Origin of the sequence: Bacillus sp. 0209A (genome assembly GCF_036765095.1) — a bacterium.
Lineage (GTDB): Bacteria > Bacillota > Bacilli > Bacillales > Bacillaceae > Bacillus > Bacillus subtilis_G.
Genome location: NZ_JBAIZV010000002.1, coordinates 676,014 through 697,997, shown reverse-complemented (window position 1 = coordinate 697,997; position 21,984 = coordinate 676,014). Strand labels below are relative to the sequence as shown.

The window sequence follows — 21,984 nt, the reverse complement described above, 5'->3', positions numbered from 1 at the left end:
CTTGCAGGTTTTTTCATTTATGAATTCATTCTTTAATCTTTCTTATTCCATACTGCACCCATTCTTCGTTCAACAGTTCAAGCGTCAAATCACTGGTTTGTCTCACAATCAGATCGGCATCAAGCATTGACTGTTCATGACCGACTCCCACCGCAAACATCCCGGCAGATTTAATTGCGGAAATCCCTGCTTCAGCGTCTTCTATTGCCGCACAATCAGCAGGGGAAACGCCGAGCAGCGCTGCGGCTGTCAGAAAGATTTCGGGATCAGGTTTTCCCTTCGCGAGAGCTGTCGGGTCAACAATAGCATGAAAATCATCCATAATCTCCAAACGTTTTAAAATCGCAGGAGCATTACGGCTTGAAGACGCTAACCCGATTTTTATATTTTCACCTTTTAATTCACAAAGAAACCTGCCGATTCCCGGCAAAAGATCTTCCGGCGTCAATTTGCTGATCAACATTTGATAGTATTGGTTTTTTTGATCCATAAGTGCTTGTTTCTCCGCATTTGTATACTTTGTTTGCGCACCGCCAATGATAAGCATGCTTTCAAGTGACTCTGCTCTGCTGATTCCTTTTAGGCTTTCATTCACACTTCTGTTAAAGGGAATATCGATTTGTTCCGCGATATGCTTCCAAGCGAGATAATGATATTCAGCGGTATCTGTTATCACACCGTCTAAATCAAAAATGGCCGCTTTCATATGCGAATGCCCATCACAGCTTCATAAGGTTCGAGGCAAATGCGTTTTAAGTCAGCCCGCTCCTCCGGATAGTTGGAAATCAGCACTTTCCAATGCTCACGGGCCAGTTCAGGAGGCGCTTCGAACAGAGCCTTATCTTCCGACAAATTCACAACGACGAGAAGCTTTTCTCCTTGGTATTCACGGAGATAAGAAAAGACTTGCGGATCATTCTCATTCAGCAGCTGATAATCTCCATATATGATGGTCTTGTATTGCTTTCGTAATTGAATGAGTTTCTGATAGTAATAGAAAATCGAATCTTGGTCTTCCAAGGACTCCTTCACATTTATCTCTTGATAGCGGGAATTTACTGCTATCCAAGGGTCTCCGGCTGTGAATCCCGCATGTTTTTCGCCATCCCATTGCATCGGTGTTCTGGCATGATCCCTTCCTTTTTTCATCACGGCTTGTAAAAATTCTTTTTCCGGCATCGTTTTGTTTTCGACGACTAGTTCACGATACGCATTTTTTATTTCAAGATCATCATACATCTCCAGCGGCATATCACTGTTGACCATGCCGATTTCTTCTCCCTGATAAATAAACGGCGTTCCTTTCATGCCATGGAGAACCGTTGCAAATGCTTTTGCACACTGCTTTCGCAGCTTGCCGTCATTGCCCCAGCGGGATGTAACCCTCGGCTGATCATGGTTTTCAAAATATAGGGTATTCCAGCCGACATTCATTAACCCGGTCTGCCATCTTGTCATCGTCTTTTTTAAAGCAATCAAATCAAACGGCTTGATCTGCCATTTTCCGTTTGGCGAGTTTTGTTCTGTATCAATATCCATATGTTCAAATGTGAAAATCATATTCAGCTCTTGCCTGCTTGCATCCGTGTACTTCTTCGCCTCTTCAATATCAGAGCCGTTTGCCTCTCCGACCGTCATGCAGTCGTAATGAGAAAGCACTTCCTTGTTCATCTCCTGAATAAATTCATGAAGGCGGGGGCCATTCGAATGATAACGGCCGACGATATAGCTGCGGCTGTTATCTGTTTCGTAGTTCGGAAAATCAGTATACTTGGAAATAGAGCCGATCACATCCATCCGCCAGCCGTCAACGCCTTTATCCATCCAAAATCTCATCACATCATAAACTTCCCGGCGCACCGCTTCATTTTCCCAATTTAAATCAGGCTGCTTTTTTGAAAAGTAGTGCAAATAATACTGCCCTGTCCCTTCATCAATTGTCCACGCCGGGCCTGAGAAGATCGACCCCCAATTATTCGGCTCTGAGCCGTCCGGTTTCGGATCTTTCCAAAAATAATAATCCCGGTAAGGATTGTCCTTCGACTTGCGGCTTTCAGCAAACCAGGCATGTTCATCCGACGTGTGGTTCACAACCAAATCCATGATGATTTTCATTCCGCGTTGGTGCACTTCATCAATCAGCTGAAACATATCTTCATTTGTCCCAAATTTTTCGTACATGTTTCTGTAGTCGCTGATATCATAGCCGTTGTCATCCTGCGGGGAATCAAACACCGGGGAGAGCCAGATCACATCCGCCCCGAGATGTTTGATGTAATCCAGCTTTTGAATCACACCTTGCAAATCCCCAAATCCATCTCCATTGGCATCATAAAAACTGCGCGGGTAAATTTGATAAACGACAGCTTCTTTCCACCATTCATTCATCAGGCGTGCTCCTTTCACATCGTCCATTTAGGACAACTGGTTCCTCATACACTTTCATGTGCAGCGGCTCGCCTTTTACAAGCTCAAAGACGGCGCTCAGTTCATCAACCGTAATATTGATTAACCTGTTTCGATAATTGATTTTGAACGAATATCTGTCCCACTCTTTCGGCAAAAACGGGGCAAATGACAGCGCCTCATTCGCGATGCGCATGCCTGCAAAGCCCTGAACGATCGCGAGCCAGCTTCCCGTCATTGATGTGATGTGCAGACCTTCCTCCGTGTCATGATTATAATTGTCAAGATCAAGCCTTGCTGTACGCTTATATAATTCAAGCGCTTTCTTTTCCATCTTAAGTTCGGCTGCGAGAACGGCATGGACAGAGGGCGACAGGCTTGATTCATGAACAGTCATTGGTTCATAAAATTCAAAGTTTCGCCGTTTTTCTTCCATTGTAAAACGGTCATGAAAAAGATAAATGCCTTGAAGCACATCTGCCTGTTTAATAAAATTGGAGCGGAGAATCTTGTCCCAGGACCAATTCTGATAAAGAGGCCGCTCAGCTGGATCTAATTCATCCGCTGATCGCAGGTCTTTGTCCAAGAATGTGTCATGCTGAATGAAAATTTGCAGTTCATCACTATACGGATAGTACATGTGCTGGATGATTTTTCTCCAGACGTTCAGTTCTTCTTCCTGCACATCAAGCAGGCGGCGTTTTTCCGCTGAAACCCTTTCGAGATTTTCCAATGTATATTCCAACGTCCAAGCCGCAATGACATTTGTATACCAATTGTTGTTGACATTGTTTTCGTATTCATTCGGCCCTGTGACGCCGTGGATCATATACTTGTTTTTTCGTTTCGAGAAGTGAACGCGGTCTGCCCAAAACCTGCTGACTTCCACAAGAACGTCTATCCCGTATTCCTTTATATAGTCATGGTCACCTGTATATTGGACGTAATTGCAGATCGCATAGCAGATCGCGCCATTGCGGTGAATTTCTTCAAAGGTGATCTCCCATTCATTGTGGCATTCATCGCCTGTAAAGGTCACCATCGGGTAAAGTGCCCCTTTCATCCCCAGTTTGGCGGCATTCCGTTTCGCTGCCTCCAAATGATGATAGCGGTACAAAAGCAGGTTTTTCGTGACCTCTGGTTCGGCTGTCGCCAAATACATCGGAACCGCGTACGCCTCCGTATCCCAATAGGCGGCGCCTCCGTATTTTTCGCCAGTAAATCCTTTCGGCCCGATATTCAAACGGGCATCGCCGCCGTAATATGTCGAGAATAACTGAAAGATATTGTAGCGGATTCCTTGCTGAAGTTCCTCATCCCCTTTAATCTCTATGTCCGCTTTTGCCCACCTTTCCTTCCATTGTTCAATGTGCCTTCGTTTTGCTTCTTCATATCCGTTCTCAAGTACACCCGCCAAAAGCTCCTTGGCTTTCGCTAAAAGCTCTGCCTCACGACAATCACGGGAAGTCGTGACAATAATAAACTTTTTCAAAGAAGCCTTCGTTTGATAACTGTAGCGGTTCTCGACATACATTTCAGCTGTTTTATAGCTTTCATTGACAAACCCCTCTGTTACGTTTGCCATTGCGGCTGAAACGGTAAAGCGCGGTGTTTCAAATGGATTTTCGATCGTTTTTGCCGCTAAATGGCCACGGTGGGAATCAGCCCCTTTCGCTTCTTCCTGCCAAAATTGTTCTTGGTAGTTCGAATCTTCATTTGCGACATTTCCGTCCAAGTAAGGAACAAGTGTAATGACAGCATCTTCTGTCAGGCACTCCGCTTCATAATGAATTGCGCAAAGCTCTTTTAGTGCAAGGCTAATAAATCGCTCCGCTCTGATTCTAACGGCTTTATCCTGAATACGGACAACAGCGCTTCTCCGCAGTATCCCCTCTTTCATATTAAGTTCTAACTCAAATGATTCGATTGGGTTTTGGTAAAGGTCAACTTTTTCACCATCAATATATAAACCTATGCCTATAAAGTTCATCGCATTGATCACTTTTCCGAAATATTCAGGATACCCGTTTTTCCACCAGCCTACTCGCGTTTTGTCAGGGAACCACACGCCTGCAATATATGTGCCTTGGTGACTGTCGCCTGAATAGCCTTCTTCAAAATTCCCTCTGACTCCCATATAGCCGTTGGCAAGAGAAGTCAGGCTCTCCTGCAGCCGTGTATGTTCCTTTCGAAATGTATTTGTTTTGACTTTCCATTCATCAATCTCAAATAACCGCTGATTTGTCATAATTTCCTCCCGAATGTAAGTTTCCATGATCACGGCGGGTTTTCGTCAAATATCTAAACGCAAAAGAGATCATCAAAGTGACGCCGCACGAATGGATCATCAATACAGTGATCAAGTTAAAATGAACCATACCGATAACAGCTGCGGCAAATGCCGGCAGTGCGGATGCGCAAACCGCCGCAGATGCCGCTTCCTTGTATGACGCAATAGAGATCATGTTTGATATTTTTGTGATCCAGAGGCCCCCCGCAAGAACAGCCGTTACAAATAGCTGAATCACAAAAATCACCGCGTATGCCAGCATCATGATCATCGGCTTATACTGTGCCAGCCACAATGTATCGATCAAAGCCTCTATATCATGGACGTTCGGTTTCTTAAATTCAGCGTCCATTTTCGCATAGCCAACAGAAAACCCCGTTCCGTTTTGATCGGTGATCACCAGTTGATCGGATTGAAAGACGATGGCGTTATCATATCCGGTTACTTTCAATCGCCCATTTTCACCGCTTGTCTGATATTGATGCTTCATATCAATCGCCAGCAAACTCTCTCCCTCTTCAATTCGATCAGAGCTTTTCCCCCCCGTCAGTTTTCCGTTTCTGATTTGATAACCTTGTAATTGATCAGCAAATTGATGATTAAGCTTTTGAATCGCTGACGGCATGAAAGATGTAACACTGAAGCGATCCATTTTCATAAACGAAACCGTAATCGGCGCCATCAAGCAGGCCGTTAAAAACATAAAGAGAAAACAGAGCTGCAGCCAGCTGAATGTATTCCCGTAACGGCATACACCTGATGGAGACGCAGCCGCTTTTAGACAGCGGATCATAAAACTTTCTTTTTGTAGATTCTTCATCGAATTACCCCTTTGTTCCGCCGGCTGTCAGCCCGGACACAAAGTTCTTTTGGAGAAAAAAGAATAAGACGCATATCGGCAATGCGGCCAGTATAGCTCCGGCTGCAAACAGGGCGACTTTTTGCTGCTGCGGATTTGAAATAAAGGACTGCAATCCTACAGCGATGGTCAGCCTTTCCGGTGAGCGGAGCAAAAACTTCGCCAGCAAATAGTCGCCGAACGGCGCCATGAACGCCCAAAGCGCTTGTACTGCAAGCATCGGCTTAACAAGCGGGAGAACAATTGATGCGAAAATCCTCAGATGTCCCGCTCCATCAATTCGCGCCGCTTCATCAATTTCTCTCGGCACAGTATCAAAATAACCTTTCATCAGCCACGTGTTCATCGGAATTCCGCCGCCGATATAGATCGCTGTCAAAAACCAGTACTGATCGAGTGCGCCTATCAGCATCGCTAGGACATAAAAAGCAGTAAGCGCTGCCATCGTCGGCACCATTTGAATGATGAGAAAGAAGACCAGGCTCTTTTTTCGGCCTGCAAACCGATAGCGGCTGTACGTATATCCGGCAAGCGTCACGATCGTAACCTGCAAGACCATGACCGATAACGCGATGATAAGTGTATTACTGTACCAATGAAGGTAAAGCGTCTCGTCAAATAGCCGCCTAAAATGATCTAAAGTCCACGAACCCGAAAAATCAAGCTGAAAAGCCGCCGCATTTCCCACACGGAAAGCGGATGATGCCGTAATCAGCAATGGATATATAATGACTATACTTAACAGCGTCAAAAATAAATAAGTACAGATTCTATTCAGCATTCTGGCCGTTCCCGCGTTCACTTACATAACCTCCTCATTGCCAAAAGCATTCGATTTTTTGAAAGCAATCAGGGAAATTCCAATGACAATGAAAGAAATTAACAGTGTAACAGCCGCCGCAACGGAATATTGCGGTGATGTGCCTGTTGTCAGTTTATAAATCCACGAAATTAAGATATCGGTCGACCCAGCCCCGGCTCCCGCGCTGCCCGGTCCTCCCTCATTAAATAAGTAGATAATCGAGAAATTATTAAAATTAAACGTATACTGGGTAATCATCACGGGTGCTGTCGCAAATAAAATCATTGGCAATGTAATATGTTGAAAACGCTGGATAAAAGTGGACCCGTCAATCTTTGCCGCTTCATACAGTTCACCTGGAATCGCCTGAAGCACTCCCGTTACCATGACATAAATATAGGGAAAGCCAAGCCAGGTCTGAATCATAATGAGGGCTGTCTTTGTCCAGAAAGGATCAGTCTTCCACGCGATCGCAGGCAGCTCTACAAACGGCAGGTAATTTAATAAAGGAATCACCTGTGCATTCACCGCCCCTATGCTGTCGTTAAATATGTTGGAAAAACTCATGATTGTAATAAAAGCCGGAACAGCCCATGGCAATAAGAAAATCATTCGAAATATCCGCTTTCCTTTTATAAAATCCTGATTAACGAAAAGTGCCGTCACGATCCCCAAAATGATTTGCAGCGTTGTCGCACAGATTGTCCAGATGATCGTCCAGCCAAGTACATTCAGAAATGTTTCACGATAGGAGCCGAGGAAAAAAATATTCAAGAAATTTTTAAAACCGACCCAGTCAATCAGACTGTTAGGCGGGATATGATAAAAATCATAGTTTGTACATGCAATAAACAGAGTCACCAAAACCGGAAAAATAATCACAAACACCATCATGATATACGCCGGCAGTGTAAAAAAATATGGAAACCCTTTATCACCCGCATGACAGATCATATCCTTGGCCGTTGTATTGACTTCCAAACCCGCCGCTTTCATAGCGGCGATCTTACGCGAATCATAAATAGTAAAGATATAGAACATGAGGAAAATCACTGTCACGATCAATTGCAGCGTGCCTTCAATCAGCATAAACAGTGAGTGGTCAACACCGGGAACACTTCCCAATGTAATCAATCCGGTGAGCGCCTGAATACCGAAAACGTGTAATTCAAAAGCAAACAAGCCTGTGACGGCAAGAAACAAGATCCCCTTTAAAAACTGCTGATTCGCAATCTGCCCAAGTCCTGGAATGATTGATAAAAGCCCTGCCTTTCGTTTTTGCTTTGCAAGTGTGTAGTGTTTATTCATTTTTTCGCCCTCTATTCTTCCGGACGCTGTCCCGCCGTTTATTTCACATATTTTTCTTTGATATTTTCCTTTATGACGTTTACAGCATCATTCGCTGACGTTTGCGCCGCTTTTTTTCCTGAAGCCGCATCAAAAATCAAACTTTCCGCTCCTGTCCATACCTCAGCCATTTCAGGAATATTCGGAGTCGGTGTCGCTGTTTCATATTGTTTAATCACAGCTGACGCCAGCTCATTTTTTTGCTCATCCGCTTTCTTTCTCGCAGCTGTGTTGGCCGGAACTTCGTTTGTATTCTCATAAAAAGCGTAAGCATTGGCATCATTTGCAGCATACTCAAGCCATTTTTCAGCCAGTTCGGGTTCTTTTGTATATTTTGATGCAACCCATCCCTTCCCGCCGGCAAAAGGGGCATATTCTTCTCCATTTGGCAATGTCGGAATGGGAGCCGCTCCGTAGTTTAATTCAGCCTCTTTATAGTTGGCAGCTGACCAAGGTCCGCCGATGATCGCAGCCGCTTTGCCATCTAAAAACATCTGCTGAATAAAATCGTCTGCGCTTGAATTGTCCTGCATGCCTTTTGGCCAATAGGTTTTAAACCATTTCTCCGCATATTTCACCGCTTCTACAGCCCCTTTATTGTTTAGGCCGATGTCCCCGGAATCTGTGCCGTTTTTTCCAAATACATATCCGCCGTAACCGGCCAACAAACCGTACGACATATAAAAGTCAGTCCATTTTGCCAAAAATCCGGTTGATCTCCCTTTTTCCGAAGCAAACGCAAACCGGGAATCCTCTGTTAATGTTTCAAGATCTTTAAATGTTTTTGGTGCTGTTTGTAAGAGATCTTTGTTGTAATACAAAACAAGTGTTTCAATCACTAGCGGCATTCCATACACCTTGCCGTCAACCGTTACTTGCTGCATCTCTTTATCTCCAAAACTTTTTGTGTGAGATGGCTTAATATCAAGCAAATGTCCTTGCTGGCCCAAACCGCCTATCCGGTCGTAGGCAGCGAGCATCACATCAGGTGCATTCCCCGCCGGGCCATCAAGAGGAAGCGCTTCCAACTGCTCAAACATTTGCTTTTCAACCATTTTTATTGTGACATCATTCTCCTTTTCGAATGTTGCTTTGATGCTTTCAATGTAATCTTTATAGGTTTCTTCAACAGATACAGTCAGTACCTTTTTGCCGTCAGAGCTTGCCGGATCTTTTGAACTTGAGCAGGCGGCAAGGCCGAATGTCAGGACTGATGCCGCCAATAAGACGAACCCCTTTTTAACAAGTATCATCCCTTTTCCCCCTTTATTTATGAATCTACAACAATTGTATGGTTCTCCAGAAAGCGGTTACAACATATTTTAACTTGTTACCGATAACAGAATTTAAACAGGAACGGCAGCACCCAAAATAAAAAATTCTCCCGGCTGAACGGCAATGACATCGTGATGATGAAGCGGCTGATCTGTCCATACATCGTAGATTTTCTTATTCCTTTCAATATCCAAATCTCGCAAACTGACATGTCGAGCCGCGTCCCCCTGGTTAAAGAAATAAATCAGTGTTTTTTCCTCAAGAGTCCGCGAAAAACGAATAAAATGGTTTTGGTCATCCAGCAGATTCCACTCAAGATGTCCCTCAGTCAATAAAGTGTTTTCCTGTTTGCGCAAAGCAATTAACCGTTTCATAAATCGCAGCATGTCTTGGTTCTGCTTCTCTTTTTCCCAAACCATACATTTCCGGCATAATGGATCATTTTCGCCGTCCAGCCCGATTTCCGTTCCGTAATAGATGCATGGTGAACCTATCTGGGCAAACATAAAGGCCAGCAAAGCGCGTGCTTTTTTCTCGTCATTGCGGCATCTGGTCAAAAGGCGTTTTGTATCATGGCTATCCAGTACATTAAACATCACCTCATTGACCTGCTTCATTCCATTCATCAAATGGGCATTTACACGGTGGGCCATACGCGAGGCTGGAATCGTCCCATCAGCAAAATATTCAATCATAGGCTCTGTAAAGGGATAGTTCATCACCGCGTGAAATTCATCTCCTCTAAGCCAAGGTTCGGCGGAATGCCAAATCTCTCCTACAATATAAACATCCGGCTTTTCCGCTGATACAGCTTGCCTGAATGTCTTCCAAAAAACGTGATCCACTTCATTTGCCACATCCAAACGCCAGCCGTCAATGTCAAATTCGCGAATCCAGTACAAAGCAATATCTAGCAAGTATCTCTGTACTTCGGGATTAGCCGTATTTAGCTTCGGCATATCGGGTGTAAACGCAAACCTATCATAATTGTCTTCTTTGACAGGAAAGGAGTGAATATGAAACCAGTCTTTATAGCGTGATTGAGCTCCGTTTTTCACGACATCCTGCCACTGCGGAGAAGCGCTTCCTATATGGTTAAAAACAGCATCAAGCATCATTCTCATCCCCCGCTGATGAAGCTGGCTGACCAATGTGCGAAAAAGCTCCGGATCTCCAAAATGCGGATCAATAGAATAGTAATCCAGCGTGTCGTATTTGTGATTAGAAGGCGCGGAAAAGATCGGCGTTAAATAAATCCCGTTCACCCCTAAATCCTCTAAATAATCAAGCTTGTCAATAATCCCCTGCAAATCTCCTCCAAAAAAATCATTGACGTCCGGATCCTTGCTTCCCCACGGCAATGCATTCTCCGGTGACAAGTCTTCTCTTCCATTCGCAAAACGCTCGGGAAAAATTTGATACCAAACCGTTGATTTGGCCCACTGAGGCGCTTGGAATGTATCAGCTTCGTGAACAAATGGAAATTTAAAATAATAATGGATCGTCTCCAGCGTTTTTTCGTTATAAGGGCATACACCTGAACTTCCGAAAAAGATGTCTTCATGACGGTCTGAAACAACAAACGCATATTGCAGACGCCTAAATGGCGGCACCACTTCAGCAAACCAATAATCATGCATGTCTGTTGCGGCAATTTTCCTCATCGGCTGCTCGTTTGCCGACCACCTGCCGCCGTTGTACTCATAAGGATCACCCCAAATGAATCGAATGTGATCTGCATCACCTTTTTTTGTCCGAATCTTGATATGCACCGTCCGCCCGTCATAAGAATAAGCATCAGAACTGAACGGCTGATGATGAATCGCTGCATATTCCATCATGTCTCCCCCTTTGAATTCCGTTTTCATTAGGCCGGCTCTTAGCTTGAAAGTATCATGATGAAATATCAGGAACAATCCTTTTCACCTTGTTACCGATAACAGAATAATCCGCTTACAGTGTTGATTCCCGTACAATCAACTCCGGCTCAAAAAATAGATTTCCTTGAGCGGCACCGTCTTCATTCATTTTTTTCAGTAACATTCTCGCACAGGCTTCCCCCATTTCAACAACAGGCTGTCTGACCGTAGTCAACCGGGGCGAGGAGATGCGATCAAGAAAAACACCGTCATTCCCGGTCACCGCGACGTCTTCCGGTATTCGTTTTCCAAGCGACTGCACGGCACGAATGACGCCGAGCGCGATCCGATCGGATGCGCAGACAAACGCGGCCTGATGATCCAGAGATTTCAGCACTTCGCTTGCAAGGCATTCACTTTTCTTAGAACTGTTGTCGATCCGAAATATTTTCGTTTTTCTAAAGCTTTCATTCATTGCCCGAATGTATCCCTGTTCTCTTGAACGTTCAAAAGGCTCATCTAAATCAATACCAATAAAGACAATTTCCCGCTCCCCCAGCCCCATCACATGACGTGTTGCCATAAAAGTTCCTTTCTCGTTATTTACATCGATAAAGTCATAGCCCATTTCATTTTGTCCAAATACGACCAGCGGCTTCTCAAAAGCTTTGATCACACCTTCAAAATCAGTCTTTCTCAAGCCGGTGGCAATAATGCCGTCGCATTGGCCAATATTGAGAGAGTTTCTTGTCACAAGCTGCAGAGCATAATGATTGCGATCCAGCTCCCGGCTGATTCCGGTCAGCAGGTTCATGTAATATGGTTCTGTCGTATCCATTTCCTCAAGAATCAACAGTTTGACAACCTGTGTTCTGTTTTGCACGAGCGCTCTTGCCGCATAATTAGGGATGTAATTCAGCTCTTTCATCGCAGAATGAACAAGCTTTTTCAATTCATCTGTCACCGTCTCAGGATGGTTTATCACTCGTGATACCGTCATTTTCGAAACATTTGCTTTTTTCGCCACATCTGACAATGTTGCCATTTTCATCCCCTCCTTACCTGTGCATATTATCCAAACTAGTGAAAAAGTCCTTTATTTACAACTGAATAGACTAGCAGCAAAAAGAATAGAAAAAAGGAGATTTCCTTCAGGAAACCTCCTTTGTTGAAAAAACTCGATTTTCAGTTCATTTTCCACCTGAAATACTCCCATAGAATAGAGGATCAAGGCCGTGGATGCACGGCCAGACTCAGACCAAATACGGCAGGTGGCTCACTTGAAGGTTTTTAAATTTCCGTCCACTTTTTCTCTAAAATCGGATACGAGTAGTTTTGCATTTGCTCAATTAACTCATCCGGCCGTGAAGAGCTGTGGATCAGTTTAAGGTGCGAGTCGTTAGAAAACCCTTCCTGAATGCTGTATTTGATCATTTTCATCATCGGTTCAAAATATCCATTCACATTGTACAGTCCGATCGACTTTTGGTGAATGCCGATCTGCGCCCAGCAAAGCACTTCAAATAATTCTTCATATGTACCGAAGCCGCCCGGCATGGCGATAAAGCCGTCCGCCAGCTCGCTCATTTTGGCTTTTCGTTCATGCATGCCGTTTACTTCAATCAGCTCAGTCAGGTTTTGATGGACGACCTCCCCGCTGAACAAACCGCTCGGCATGACCCCGATCGCAGTTCCGCCGTTTTCCATTATCGCGTCGGCAATCGCGCCCATCAAACCTACGCGGGAGCCCCCATAGACAAGGCCGATTCCCTGCTCAGCCATGTATGCGCCTAGCTCTGCCGCTTTTGTTTTATACGCTTCATTTCCCCCCGGGTTTGATCCCGCAAATACACATATTGTTTTCATTTTTTCATCTCCGCATCTATATATCGTATCAAATGTTCAAAAAACACACTATATATTGTCCCACCTTCATGTGATAATATCAATATGAAATACATAAAGAATGCAGGAGTGATAATGTTGCAGCTGACTGATGCAGAGAAATGGATGAAAGATTTTTACGAAAAAAGAGGCTGGACAGAGTACGGACCGTTTATTCGGGTGAGCTTTTTAATGGAGGAAGCAGGAGAGCTGGCACGGGCTGTCAGAGCATATGAAATCGGCAGAGACCGGCCGGATGAGAAAGAATCATCACGAGCTGAGCAAAAACAAGAATTGATTGAGGAAATGGGAGATGTCATCGGAAATATCGCCATTCTTGCTGACATGTACGGTGTATCCTTAGAAGAGGTGATGAAGGCACACCAAGAAAAACTGACAAAACGATTTGAGCATGCATAAAAAAGCGGCCGCAACGACCGCTTTTTTTTTAACCTCTGATTTCATCGTGGTGATCAAAGAAATGCTGTTTCCCTATTTTGTGAAATAGGCCTGTTTTATGCAGCAGTTCCTTCGGCTGCGATTGCAGTCCTACAATCATCAGCTTTCCGTTGTGGCGTTTAATTCGGTTCATAATGTTCCCAAGCACAGCTTCGGCCGACGTGTCCATGTAGTGCACCTTATTCATGAGCAGAATAAGGGTCTTTGGCTTTTTCTGTACATGCTCCAGCAGTGAAGATTCAAGCGAATCAATTGACCCGAAAAACAACGGTCCTTCTATGGCATACATGCTGACAGATGGGTCTTCTCTCTTTGTTGTCTTCGCCAAAAAAGGATGCGATTCCTGATTGTGGATGCGGGTTGCTTCACTCATTCTTCTGATGAAGAACACAAATGCGAGCAGCAAGCCAATTCCCACACCGACGATTAAGTCAAACAGAACGGTTAGCGCAAAGGTTGCTGCCAAAATAAAGGAATCAGCGGTTTTCAGTCTCAGCATGTTTGCGACTTCCTTGCGCTCACTCATATTCCATGCGACAACCATGAGGATCGGCGCCATACTGGCAAGCGGCACATGGGATGCATAAGGCGCGAATACGAGCAGGACAAGAAGAACGACTACACCGTGAACAACGCCTGAAACAGGAGACACCGCTCCGTTTTTAATATTGGTCGCCGTTCTGGCGATCGCTCCTGTTGCCGGGATTCCGCCGAACAGCGGCGCAGCCATATTCGCAATTCCCTGGCCGACAAGCTCCTTGTTGCTGTCATGCTTTGAGCCCTTCATATTATCAGCGACCATCGCGGACAAAATCGACTCAAGGCCGCCAAGAAGCGCGATGACAAGGGCTGCCGGAAACAGCATGACCATTTTATCGAATGTAAGCTCAGGAAACTGAAATTCAGGCAAATGGCGGGGAATTTCTCCATATGTTGACCCGATCGTTGCCATACGGTCAGGGAAAAAGACAACCGCGACCAATGTCGAAATAAGAAGCGCCAATAAAGCGCCAGGTACTTTAGGCATCACCTTGGCGGATACAAGCAAAATGACGAGCCCGATCACCGCTGTCAAAATGGCATACACATTGAAGGTGCCGAGATTCTGTGCAATTTCAAACATGTTGTGATGAAAATTCTCATGTTTCTCAATATTACTTAAACCAAGAAAATTAGCGATTTGCTCTGTAAAGATCAGCACGGCAATCCCGGCTGTAAAACCGACGATAACAGGTTTCGGCACGAATTTCATGATCTTTCCGAGCTTAAACAGCCCGAACAGCACCAGCATGACTCCTGCCATAAACCCTGCAATCAACAGGTTCTCAAAGCCGTACTGCATCACAATGCCAAATAGAATCGGGACAAAGGCGCCTGTCGGACCGCCAATTTGATATTTGGAGCCCCCAAACAAAGAAATACAAATCCCCGCCACAACAACAGTGTACAGCCCGTATTCAGGCTGAACTCCCGAAGCAATGGCAAACGCCATCCCTAAAGGAATTGCCACGACACCTACTACGATACCTGCAATCAAGTCTTTCTGAAATTTCTGTAAATTATAGGACTTGAATCTCCCTGAGAATCGCATATTTTGCTATAACCTCCCTTATGATTGAGTGTTTATGAGCTCAGTTTCATAACCGTTAATGACGACATCAAGTTTTCCTGTTTCAGGGTGAATGACAAGTCCGTGAACCGGCACCTTTTTCGGCAGCAGCGGATGATGCTTGATCAAATTCACACTATGGGAAACGCTTTCTTCTACGCTGTGAAAACCAGTCAGCCATGTTTTCAAATCAAGTCCGGCGCTAGCCAGCAAGTTCAGGCAGCTTTCTTCCACTCCGCGTTCCTTTGCTTTCTCGAGAATCGAGGACGCATTCAGTCCCGACATCCCGCATTCATGGTGGCCGACAATGCACACCTCTTCAGCCTGCAATTCATAAATCGCGACCAGTATGCTGCGCATCACGCTTCCAAATGGGTGGGAAACGATGGCTCCCGCGTTTTTAACAATTTTAGCATCGCCGTTTTTAAGCCCCATTGCTTGCGGAAGAAGTTCGGTGAGCCTTGTATCCATACAGGTGACAATGACGAGCTTTTTTGAAGGAAATTTTGTCGTTTTGTACGGTTCGTACTTCTTCTCTCTGACAAACCGCTGATTGTGTTCCAAAATTGATGTTAAAGAAACCATTTGATTCATCTCCCATCCATATGATTTCGCAAGCCTTCTTACCCAGCTTACAGTAAGGAATTATAGCATAGGAATACGCCTCGAAAAGGCTTTCACAAAAAGACACTATAATTGAACTGTAGAATAAAAACAGAAACATTTATATCTTTCAAAGATAATAAAATTTATATTTATTGATCCCTATAATCTGGCTTCAACTCGATATGGATGATTTGTCTGACAAAAAATATAGGTGAATTCAGATAATTAAAAAACTTATTTAAGCCAATTTAGCTGTTCATCCGATTTTCATATCCATTTTAAGTTCAAAAGAACCAGAAACCAAAATGAACATAGCTATATTTTTAACATCTATTTATTTCCGATATAATAAAAAAGACAACAGCCATAAAGGGGGAGCCTTGTTGAAACCATTTGTATTCATCACAAAACCGATTCCTGAAGAGATTGAATCATTCATCGATGAACATTGCCGTTATGAAATATGGCAGGAAGATACGCTTCCGAGTGATGTGCTATTTGAGAAATTAAAAGATGCGGAAGGGCTTTTAACTACAGGAACGTCCGGACCGTCCATCAATCGTGAACTGCTTGAACATGCGCCAAAGCTCAAAGTGGTCAGCAACCAATCCGTCGGCTATGATAACTTCGATATAGAAGCGATGAAAGAAAGTGGAGTCGCCGGCACTCATACGCCTTATACACTGGATGATACCGTCGCGGATCTGGCCTTTTCTCTCATTCTATCTTCCGCCAGACGTGTTGCCGAACTGGACCGTTTCGTCAGAGCCGGAAAATGGGGAACCGTTGAAGAAGAAGCGCTTTTCGGCATTGACGTTCATCATCAAATGTTAGGCATTATCGGCATGGGCAGAATTGGCGAACAAGCCGCAAGACGCGCCAAATTCGGTTTCGATATGGAAGTGCTTTATCATAACCGCCATCGCAAACAAGAAACTGAAAACAGCATCGGCGTCGAGTACGCTGAGCTCGATACATTGCTCAAACAATCTGACTTTATTCTGCTCATTACGCCGCTGACTGATGAAACGTATCACATGATAGGGGAACGCGAATTTAAGATGATGAAGGATTCAGCAATTTTCGTCAATATTTCACGGGGAAAGACAGTTGATGAAAAAGCGCTGATTCGCGCCCTGCAAGAAGGCTGGATCAGAGGAGCCGGCTTAGATGTATACGAAAAAGAACCTGTCACACAAGATAACCCGCTCTTACAGCTGGATAACGTGACACTGCTCCCGCACATCGGTTCAGCAACAGCAAAAGTGCGCTTCAACATGTGCAAACAGGCTGCCGAAAACATGATCGCAGCCATCCAAGGACAAACGCCGAAAAATCTCACAAGAGAATTTCAATAATAAAAAAACAGCCGGTCTGATACAGACCGGGTGTTACAGATTGTTGACAAAGACCTAAAACGGTTTTCGTTTTAGGTCTTTGTCATCTTTTCAGCGTGATTGAAAACCCTTGAAGTCTAGGAAGGACGAGCATCGGAGCAGACTTTCATAGGATGTGATGACGGCGGCGTTTAGGCAGGACGCCTAAGCATTTAGCCGCCGTTCCTTTCGTAAGTCGTGAGCACCGACGCGCAGGCCTGACAACGAATGCGAGGGTTTGTCGACACGCTGAAACATCCGGTCTGAAACAGACTGATGTTAAAATGTGATATGCTGCAGAACAGCACGCTTATAGATGTAGCGGGTGACAAGATAGTATACTGCCTGAAACACAAAATAAATGATGATGACCAGTACAGCCTCCAGAAATAAGTTGGAATGCAGCATATTGCTTAACGCTGCATACGCAAAGCCTGCATGAATGGTACCCGCGATAAACGGGATGAAGAATAAAAATCCAATTTGTTTTCCAAGGATGGAGTGAATTTCTTTGTCCGTAATCCCTATCCTCTTTAACGCTAACACCTGCAATCTCGTATCCTCTATTTCCGTAAACATCCGCAAATACAGCATGCTTCCTTGCACGATAAAAAACAACACGCTGACAAACATTCCTATAAACAGCGTTAATGCCACGGCCTGCTTTACAATCTGATAACTTGGAGCACGTGTTTGAAAATCAGATGTATGTTCTTTCGGCACCATGTTTTCAAGTTTTTCAGAGACATCCACCGTCTCCTGCCAATGCTCGAGCTCGTAACCTACCACTCTCATCTGTTCCTTCAGCGGCACATCCCGTGTCAGGCTGTCAAAGCTTTTTTCGCTGACGACCAATAAACGGCTGACTCCTCCGACTGACATCAATACCCCTTTGTTTTGCTGCTTTTTCATGACATAGGAAAGTGTTTTTTCTGACTTCATATGAAATGCTGCTGTTTCCCCTTCTCCAAATGTATCTTTCACCATCATCTGAAAAGGAACATTGATAAACGCTTCATTTTCTTGTAAATGAATAACAGGGTAACCTTTTTCCTTTGCGACTTGATTATAGATTTTCTCTGAAATCAGCAAGGCTTCCGCTTCCGTTTTCTTGTTTCCATACGGCAGGTCTGATTGAAAAGTGACAGGAATCCCTGTGGCATTCACCTTATACTTAATCTCAGCATCTGCTTTTCTCAGTGTGCTCTCCGCTCTCGCAGGCTCCATCACCTGAAAACGGGAAGCGTCTTTTTCCACCCATGCAACAGACTGAGGAATGCTTTGCTCCTCCTGCCTTTGCAAATCGGCATAAAACATATAGATGACACCTGTAGCTGTGAGTATAACCGCTGTAATGATAGAGGTTAAAAACAGCATGCTGGCGTGATCCTTGAGTCGGAAGATCATATTGGAACGCACAATGATATTGGTGCCTTTATAGAAGCTGTGTTTTTTTCTGTACAGCATCCGGAAAAACGCCACACTGCTTTGGGTAAAAAAGAAATACGTGCCAATTAACACTAAAATCAGAATCGGAAAGACCCGAAACACCATGTCGATCACATTTGCAGTCGCAGCGAGATAATAACCTCCGCCGAGGCACAGCAATGACAGCACAGTGAGCCATTTCGAATAGGCCGGCAAGCTTTTCGGCTTTTGAGCCGATTTCATCAACTCAATGATTTCCAGCTTGCGAATCCGCCCCAGCGATAAAATGAGCAGCGTCTGAAACAGGATGAGAAAGCCCGCAGCCGTCAGCTCAAACGCTTTCGGCACAATGACAAACGAAATCGGCACCTTCACGCTGAGCATCCATGTCATGATCATAAAAAACAGCTTTGAAAATAACAGCCCTGCTCCAATACCTGCCGCAATCGCCGCAAGAGAGATCAGAGACTGCTCATAATAAATCATCTTGCGGAGCTGCTGCTTTGATGTTCCGAACAGTGTCAGCAGCCCAAACTCTTTCTTTCTCGCCTGCAAAAACGCCGAATTCGAATATGAGATAAAAAATAGACAAAACACAATAATGACGACAAGGGCTGCGCTTAAGCACGTTTTGACAAGGCTTCCGCCATATATATTGTCTTCATTGACATCCGGATGAAAAATGAAAGATGTGAAGACAAAAAACACGGAAACGGCAAACACACAACTTAAAAAGTAGGCGACATACCGTTGCAGATTCCCAAGAATGTTTTTACGGGCGATGGTTCTCAAATTCATGAAAATCGCCTCCCAACACACTCAAGGTATCCAATATACTTTGATAAAACACCTGTTGATTTGTCCCTCTGTGAATCTCTGAAAAGAAACGGCCATCCTTAATAAAAACAATCCGTTTACAGAAGCTCGCCGCTGTCGCATCATGCGTGACCAATAATATCGTCGCTTCCTTTTCTTCATTCAGCTGAGCCAGCGTGTTCATCACTTGCTTTGCCTATTTTGAATCAAGATTTCCTGTCGGTTCATCAGCTAGAATGAGCGCCGGATTGTGAATAATAGCTCTGGCGCAAGCGGCCCGCTGCTGCTGCCCGCCGGACACCTCGTATGTCCGGTGATCGAGAATATGCTTGATTTGCAATGCATTGGCCAATTCATCCAGACGGGCTTCCATTTCTCTCAGCTTTACTTTATCCAGTGCGAGCGGCAGCAGAATATTTTCCCGAACCGTCAGCGTATCAAGCAGATTAAAATCCTGAAAGACGAAGCCGAGTTCTCTTCTGCGAAACAGAGCCAGCTCCTGGTCCTTTAACGCTTTCGGCTGAATGCCGTTAATCATCAACTCACCCTGGGTCGGCTTATCAATGGTGGCCAGCAAATTCAGAAGCGTGGTTTTTCCGCTTCCCGACGGCCCCATAATGCCGACAAATTCTCCTTTTGCCACACTGAGGTCAAAGTCGCTGAGCGCTTGATATGATATCGTTCCTTTATTTGAATAGTACGTTTTCGACAGGTTCGTTGTTTGTAACACGTTCATGTTCTGCTCCTCCTTTTTCTTTATTATAAAAAGGAAGTCAGCAGCCTCCCATCGAACTTTCTTGCAATTCCGCGCTCCAACCTTACAATGCTGTCACATTCACTAGGGTGTCACTTGAAAACACGATGGTCATCACCGTGCCAGCCCCTTCTTTTGATTCCGCATACAGGTGGTGGCCAAGCCGGCTGCATACCTGTTTTGCTAAATAAAGACCCATTCCCGTTGCCTCTTTCATGCTTCGTCCGTTTTCTCCGGTAAAAAACGCGTCAAAAATCCGCGGCAGATCCTGCGGCGGTATGCCGATGCCTTCATCAGCAACCGACAGACGCGTCTCACGCCCCTGCGTTTCTATCCGGATTGTAATATGGTCTCCCACCCCTTGCTTTGAGTATTTCAAGGCATTGAAAAGGATTTGCTCGACGACAAAGGAAAGCCATTTTTGATCACTGGAAATCTGAACGGCGTTTGGCGGCACATGTAATGTTGGAAAAAGGCGCCGTTTGATAAACTGCCGTTTTTCCTGATTAATAAGTGAACGGACCAGCTCGGCCAAATCAAAGGTTTGCGGCTTTACATCAAATGCAAATTCCTCCAGCCGGGCTGTTTGCAGCATCATATCAAGACCGTGGCGAAATCTCTCATTTTCATCCTCAAGCTCCTCTAAAAACGTCGAAAAAGAAGAAGAGGCTCCGTTTTTTCCTTCTTGAATCATTAAGGAAATAACAGAAACCGGTGTTTTCATATGGTGGACCCACTGATTGGTGAAAGTATAATGCTGTTTTTGCTGATTCATATATTGTAAGAGCCTGCCTTCGTATTGCTGCCCGAGTGTGTTGATCATTTTCGTCCAAAGCGCCTGCTCTCGAGTTCTTGGGTTTCGGGCTTTCAAAGCCTGTCCGATGTCATTCGAAGAAGGCGCTCGTTCTGCAAGCTTTTTGACATAAGTCAGAAAGGAAAATTGCCGAACATAATCAGCAGCAAAACCGGCGGCTAAAAGAACACCGGGCAAAACCCATATGTACATCATATTTTCTGCGGGAGGTTCTGCGCCGCTCTCTATGATGCTTAAATACGCAATCAGCATAGCCGTCCCTATCCCTAATAATGAAAATAAAATTATGGCTAAGCGGTCAATGAGATACGTCTTTAACACTCCGGTTCATCCTTCCGATTGACTTGAAATTGATAACCTTGTCCCCTTATCGTTGAAATGCAATCTTTCAGTCCTGCATTCTCCAGTTTTCTCCGCAGCCGATTGACATTGACCGTTAACGTATTATCATCGACAAAATCAACGTCATCCCACAACGCCTCCAATAATTCATCACGAGAGACAATTTTTTTATGTTTTTTCACGAAAATGGATAGGAGCTGAAATTCTTTTTGTGAAAACAAAATGCGGGTGCTGTTCCACTCCGCCTCGTTCTGTTCCGGATAAATCGTGAGCCCGCCCAGCTCCATTATTCTTGATTCCTGTGACAAAGAGGGCGAGTATTCACCATATGTGCGGCGCAGGACGCTTTTGATTTTGGCCACCACTACCTCTAAATGGAATGGCTTCGTGATATAATCATCGCCGCCATTTTCAATCGCCATCACCTGATTCATCTCATCGGTTCGTGCCGATATAAAGATAATCGGCGCATTGGAAATGGTACGGATTTGCCTGCACCAATAAAACCCGTCAAAAAAAGGAAGATTAATATCAAGCAGCACAAGATCCGGCTTCATTTCTATAAATTCCAATTTTATATCATTCAGCTGTTCAGCAATTTTCACTTCATATCCGTATTTTTGAAGATGACCGCCCAGCAAAGAAGCAATGCGTTCATCATCTTCCACAAGCAAAATCCGATACACGTTTATCCCCCCTTACATGTATTTCGTGATGACTTTTCTAGAAGATTCCAAAATTCATTATAGCATGTGTCGGGATCGTAAATCGGTCTTTTTCTATTCGTTATGGTAGAATAAAAAAAGGAAAAAACTTCTTGATAAGTAGGTGTCATTATGAAGAAAATCATGCTCTTTGTCACCATTACGTCAATTCTTTCAGCATGTCAGCCGAACTATACCGGGAAATACATAGAAATTGGGGATTCACTAACTGAATACGAAAAAGAGTGCTTTAAAGAGCATCAAATTCCTTATCAATATGAAAAAGGGAAACTGTATATCCCGGAAGATGCATTTGATGTAGTTATCAATACTTGTTCATAAGAAAAAGCTTGC

The 21,984-nt window shown here is 44.4% G+C and carries 18 protein-coding genes and 1 pseudogene; 3 read left to right on the top strand and 16 right to left on the bottom strand.

The features are described 5' to 3' along the window. Positions 1-25: 25 nt before the first annotated feature. From pgmB to V6D44_RS08660, 10 genes are all read right to left on the bottom strand, one after another. Positions 26-706 (bottom strand): beta-phosphoglucomutase, encoded by a 681-nt coding sequence (gene pgmB, locus V6D44_RS08705; protein ID WP_087993795.1) that lies wholly within the window; start codon positions 704-706, stop codon positions 26-28. Continuing rightward, the gene (locus V6D44_RS08700) at positions 703-2,388 is read right to left on the bottom strand and encodes a glycoside hydrolase family 13 protein (RefSeq protein ID WP_333516409.1); all 1,686 of its coding nucleotides are present in this window, start codon (positions 2,386-2,388) and stop codon (positions 703-705) included. The genes pgmB and V6D44_RS08700 overlap by 4 nt, the downstream gene beginning before the upstream one ends. Beyond that, positions 2,381-4,654 carry a glycoside hydrolase family 65 protein gene (locus V6D44_RS08695; protein WP_333516408.1) on the bottom strand — a complete coding sequence of 758 codons (2,274 nt, stop codon included), beginning with the start codon at positions 4,652-4,654 and terminating at the stop codon, positions 2,381-2,383. Before V6D44_RS08695 ends, V6D44_RS08700 begins: the two co-directional genes overlap by 8 nt. Then, entirely contained in the window at positions 4,632-5,516 is an 885-nt protein-coding gene (locus V6D44_RS08690) for a DUF1189 domain-containing protein (RefSeq protein ID WP_253268585.1), read from the bottom strand. The genes V6D44_RS08695 and V6D44_RS08690 overlap by 23 nt, the downstream gene beginning before the upstream one ends. Before the next feature lie 4 nt (positions 5,517-5,520). After that, a complete protein-coding gene (gene mdxG / locus V6D44_RS08685; RefSeq protein ID WP_087993791.1) occupies positions 5,521-6,357 on the bottom strand; it encodes a maltodextrin ABC transporter permease MdxG in 837 nt (278 codons plus the stop codon). Then, positions 6,358-7,665 (bottom strand): maltodextrin ABC transporter permease MdxF, encoded by a 1,308-nt coding sequence (gene mdxF, locus V6D44_RS08680; protein ID WP_253268586.1) that lies wholly within the window; start codon positions 7,663-7,665, stop codon positions 6,358-6,360. It abuts the gene before it with no gap. Between the two features lie 38 nt (positions 7,666-7,703). Further along, the gene (locus tag V6D44_RS08675) at positions 7,704-8,957 is read right to left on the bottom strand and encodes an extracellular solute-binding protein (RefSeq protein WP_087993789.1); all 1,254 of its coding nucleotides are present in this window, start codon (positions 8,955-8,957) and stop codon (positions 7,704-7,706) included. Positions 8,958-9,050: 93 nt separating this feature from the next. Then, on the bottom strand, positions 9,051-10,820 hold the full coding sequence (locus V6D44_RS08670) for a glycoside hydrolase family 13 protein (protein WP_253268587.1): 1,770 nt from the start codon (positions 10,818-10,820) through the stop codon (positions 9,051-9,053). Between the two features lie 112 nt (positions 10,821-10,932). Then, on the bottom strand, positions 10,933-11,883 hold the full coding sequence (locus V6D44_RS08665) for a LacI family DNA-binding transcriptional regulator (protein ID WP_087993788.1): 951 nt from the start codon (positions 11,881-11,883) through the stop codon (positions 10,933-10,935). Positions 11,884-12,128: 245 nt separating this feature from the next. Continuing rightward, positions 12,129-12,704 (bottom strand): TIGR00730 family Rossman fold protein, encoded by a 576-nt coding sequence (locus tag V6D44_RS08660; protein ID WP_202327981.1) that lies wholly within the window; start codon positions 12,702-12,704, stop codon positions 12,129-12,131. A gap of 117 nt (positions 12,705-12,821) precedes the next feature. On the opposite strand from V6D44_RS08660, the gene V6D44_RS08655 reads away from it, so the two are divergent. Next, positions 12,822-13,142, top strand: coding sequence for a MazG nucleotide pyrophosphohydrolase domain-containing protein (locus V6D44_RS08655; protein WP_087993786.1), 321 nt, complete (start codon positions 12,822-12,824; stop codon positions 13,140-13,142). A 28-nt stretch (positions 13,143-13,170) separates the two neighbouring features. Here V6D44_RS08655 and V6D44_RS08650 read toward each other — a convergent pair whose 3' ends face one another. After that, positions 13,171-14,772, bottom strand: a complete 1,602-nt coding sequence (locus tag V6D44_RS08650) for a SulP family inorganic anion transporter (RefSeq protein ID WP_087993785.1) — start codon at positions 14,770-14,772, stop codon at positions 13,171-13,173. A gap of 18 nt (positions 14,773-14,790) precedes the next feature. Next, a complete protein-coding gene (locus V6D44_RS08645) occupies positions 14,791-15,384 on the bottom strand; it encodes a beta-class carbonic anhydrase (RefSeq protein WP_087993784.1) in 594 nt (197 codons plus the stop codon). A gap of 392 nt (positions 15,385-15,776) precedes the next feature. On the opposite strand from V6D44_RS08645, the gene V6D44_RS08640 reads away from it, so the two are divergent. Further along, positions 15,777-16,754 (top strand): 2-hydroxyacid dehydrogenase, encoded by a 978-nt coding sequence (locus V6D44_RS08640; RefSeq protein WP_087993783.1) that lies wholly within the window; start codon positions 15,777-15,779, stop codon positions 16,752-16,754. A 297-nt stretch (positions 16,755-17,051) separates the two neighbouring features. Here the strand turns inward: V6D44_RS08640 and V6D44_RS08635 are convergent, their stop codons facing one another. The 4 genes and pseudogenes from V6D44_RS08635 to psdR form a co-directional block, all read right to left on the bottom strand. Further along, entirely contained in the window at positions 17,052-18,998 is a 1,947-nt protein-coding gene (locus V6D44_RS08635; protein ID WP_087993782.1) for an ABC transporter permease, read from the bottom strand. Next, positions 18,973-19,752 (bottom strand): annotated as a pseudogene (gene psdA, locus V6D44_RS08630) (lantibiotic ABC transporter ATP-binding protein PsdA). The gene V6D44_RS08635 and the pseudogene psdA overlap by 26 nt, the downstream one beginning before the upstream one ends. Before the next feature lie 82 nt (positions 19,753-19,834). After that, on the bottom strand, positions 19,835-20,905 hold the full coding sequence (locus tag V6D44_RS08625) for a HAMP domain-containing histidine kinase (protein ID WP_253268588.1): 1,071 nt from the start codon (positions 20,903-20,905) through the stop codon (positions 19,835-19,837). Continuing rightward, positions 20,899-21,612, bottom strand: coding sequence for a two-component system response regulator PsdR (gene psdR / locus V6D44_RS08620; RefSeq protein ID WP_253268589.1), 714 nt, complete (start codon positions 21,610-21,612; stop codon positions 20,899-20,901). Before psdR ends, V6D44_RS08625 begins: the two co-directional genes overlap by 7 nt. 150 nt (positions 21,613-21,762) lie before the next feature. On the opposite strand from psdR, the gene V6D44_RS08615 reads away from it, so the two are divergent. Further along, entirely contained in the window at positions 21,763-21,972 is a 210-nt protein-coding gene (locus V6D44_RS08615; RefSeq protein WP_253268590.1) for a hypothetical protein, read from the top strand. The last annotated feature ends 12 nt before the right edge of the window (positions 21,973-21,984 follow it).

What these genes read in the sequence shown, in the direction of transcription:
- pgmB (WP_087993795.1), bottom strand. Translation starts at nt 706, where the DNA reads ATGAAAGCGGCCATTTTTGATTTAGACGGTGTGATAACAGATACCGCT.
- V6D44_RS08700 (WP_333516409.1), bottom strand. Translation starts at nt 2,388, where the DNA reads ATGAATGAATGGTGGAAAGAAGCTGTCGTTTATCAAATTTACCCGCGC.
- V6D44_RS08695 (WP_333516408.1), bottom strand. Translation starts at nt 4,654, where the DNA reads ATGACAAATCAGCGGTTATTTGAGATTGATGAATGGAAAGTCAAAACA.
- V6D44_RS08690 (WP_253268585.1), bottom strand. Translation starts at nt 5,516, where the DNA reads ATGAAGAATCTACAAAAAGAAAGTTTTATGATCCGCTGTCTAAAAGCG.
- mdxF (WP_253268586.1), bottom strand. Translation starts at nt 7,665, where the DNA reads ATGAATAAACACTACACACTTGCAAAGCAAAAACGAAAGGCAGGGCTT.
- V6D44_RS08675 (WP_087993789.1), bottom strand. Translation starts at nt 8,957, where the DNA reads ATGATACTTGTTAAAAAGGGGTTCGTCTTATTGGCGGCATCAGTCCTG.
- V6D44_RS08670 (WP_253268587.1), bottom strand. Translation starts at nt 10,820, where the DNA reads ATGATGGAATATGCAGCGATTCATCATCAGCCGTTCAGTTCTGATGCT.
- V6D44_RS08665 (WP_087993788.1), bottom strand. Translation starts at nt 11,883, where the DNA reads ATGGCAACATTGTCAGATGTGGCGAAAAAAGCAAATGTTTCGAAAATG.
- V6D44_RS08660 (WP_202327981.1), bottom strand. Translation starts at nt 12,704, where the DNA reads ATGAAAACAATATGTGTATTTGCGGGATCAAACCCGGGGGGAAATGAA.
- V6D44_RS08650 (WP_087993785.1), bottom strand. Translation starts at nt 14,772, where the DNA reads ATGCGATTCTCAGGGAGATTCAAGTCCTATAATTTACAGAAATTTCAG.
- V6D44_RS08645 (WP_087993784.1), bottom strand. Translation starts at nt 15,384, where the DNA reads ATGAATCAAATGGTTTCTTTAACATCAATTTTGGAACACAATCAGCGG.
- V6D44_RS08635 (WP_087993782.1), bottom strand. Translation starts at nt 18,998, where the DNA reads ATGAATTTGAGAACCATCGCCCGTAAAAACATTCTTGGGAATCTGCAA.
- V6D44_RS08615 (WP_253268590.1), top strand. Translation starts at nt 21,763, where the DNA reads ATGAAGAAAATCATGCTCTTTGTCACCATTACGTCAATTCTTTCAGCA.